3 protein-coding genes are annotated in these 1,629 nt (G+C 41.7%); 2 read left to right on the top strand and 1 reads right to left on the bottom strand.

The genetic code is table 11. From position 1 onward, the window contains the following. Window positions 1–40 precede the first annotated feature (40 nt). Window positions 41–688, bottom strand: a complete 648-nt coding sequence (locus ELS82_RS24730) for a glutathione S-transferase family protein (protein ID WP_134837741.1) — start codon at window positions 686–688, stop codon at window positions 41–43. Window positions 689–903: 215 nt separating this feature from the next. Between ELS82_RS24730 and ELS82_RS24725 the strand changes: the two genes are divergently transcribed. Next, window positions 904–1,188 carry a type II toxin-antitoxin system RelB/DinJ family antitoxin gene (locus tag ELS82_RS24725; RefSeq protein WP_004413678.1) on the top strand — a complete coding sequence of 95 codons (285 nt, stop codon included), beginning with the start codon at window positions 904–906 and terminating at the stop codon, window positions 1,186–1,188. Continuing rightward, on the top strand, window positions 1,185–1,463 hold the full coding sequence (locus ELS82_RS24720; protein WP_134837740.1) for a type II toxin-antitoxin system RelE/ParE family toxin: 279 nt from the start codon (window positions 1,185–1,187) through the stop codon (window positions 1,461–1,463). Before ELS82_RS24725 ends, ELS82_RS24720 begins: the two co-directional genes overlap by 4 nt. The last annotated feature ends 166 nt before the right edge of the window (window positions 1,464–1,629 follow it).

Genomic DNA, 1,629 nt, shown 5'->3' with positions numbered 1-1,629 from the left:
CAAAAGTGCCAAGCGTTGTGAATCCCTCTTAAATTGCTTGTTATGAGTATGATTCAAATGGTGTGAGATCTATACCCTCGATGTCGCAAACCGCTTTAATTGTTGGGTTCAAACAAAGACGCTTTAAATACGCTGCTAGGTGTTTGAAATCGAGTGGTGACTTTTCAATTGGTAACGACCATTCTGCAAGCATAAACAAGAAGTAGTCACATGCGGTTAAGGTACCACCCAACAAGTATTCATGATGCTCTAACTGGTCGTTAATTATTGACAGTGCATCAGCAATTCTTTCGTCCTGCGCCGCTATAACATTTGGAATGGTAGCTTCATCGTTAGTGTGGCGATGAGGGTAATAGCGAACCATAAGCTCAGCTTGAAGCGTATTATTGAGAAACGCGAGCCATTGATAAAACAAAGGACGAGTAGGCTCACCTAGCGATGGCATTAAATCGGATTCAGGGTGCAATTCGCAGATGTGCATGCAGATAGCTGGACTTTCGAAAATTGGCTGGTCATTAACGACTAAGGTCGGTATGCGCCCTGCTGGGTTGAGCCTAAGATAATCCGCTGATTTTTGAGAGTTCGATTTTTTATCAACTAACAACAGCTCATAGTCTGCTTTTAAATGATGAAGCAAAAAATGAGGAGCTAGGCTCGCATTGTTTGGATAGTAATACAGCTTGAACAAAATGGACTCCTTGTCTCTAAAATTGCGGATACTCATAACGCCAAATTAAGGTGTGAACAACGCTAACCACCTTACCTAAACCATTGTGCCATAAACACTAAATTTGCTTGAAGCGAAAGCGCCAAGCGTTGTGAATCACTCTTAAATTTATTGTTAGTTGCCCAACTTCAAACCTAGTGCTAACATTTGTACACACAGAAGATATGGAGTGCATCATGGACACTAGAATTCAATTTCGTGTTGATGAAGAAACGAAGCGACTAGCCCAACAAATGGCAGAAAGCCAAGGCAGAACACTAAGTGATGCTTGTCGCGAACTGACTGAGCAACTGGCCGACCAACAGAGAAAGACTTTATCTCACGATGCATGGTTAACTGAACAAGTAAACTTAGCTTTTGAGAAGTTTGACTCAGGAAAAGCCGCTTTTGTTGACCATGAATCAGCCAAATCTCGTATGGCCGAGCGCAAAGCCAAAATACGTAACCGAGGCAAATTATGATTTTTTGGGAAGAAGAGTCTCTTAACGATCGTGAAAAGATCTTTGAGTTTCTTTATGACTTCAACCCCGAAGCTGCTGATAAAACAGATGAAATCATCGAAACAAAAGTTGAGAACCTTTTAGAGCAACCCCAAATGGTAGTCCAACGAGACGGAATTAGAGGGCGATTGCTCATTATTCCTGAGATTTCGATGATAGTTTCCTACTGGGTTGACGGAGACATCATTCGAATTATGCGTGTACTCCACCAAAAACAAAAGTTTCCAGCAGACTGATTATGTCGGCTGGGCAACTAACGCCCAATTAAGTTGTGAGCAACGCTGCCACATTACCTAAGCACTTCACCGTAATCACTAAACTAATTGAAACCGAAAGCGCCGAGCGTTGCGAATCAGCTTGAATTGTTTGTTATGTTTTACCACAAACTCATGATTTAATTGA

This window comes from Vibrio ouci (assembly GCF_004551525.1).
In the GTDB taxonomy this organism is placed as follows: Bacteria; Pseudomonadota; Gammaproteobacteria; order Enterobacterales; family Vibrionaceae; genus Vibrio; species Vibrio ouci.
This window is presented reverse-complemented; position numbering and strand designations above follow the sequence as displayed.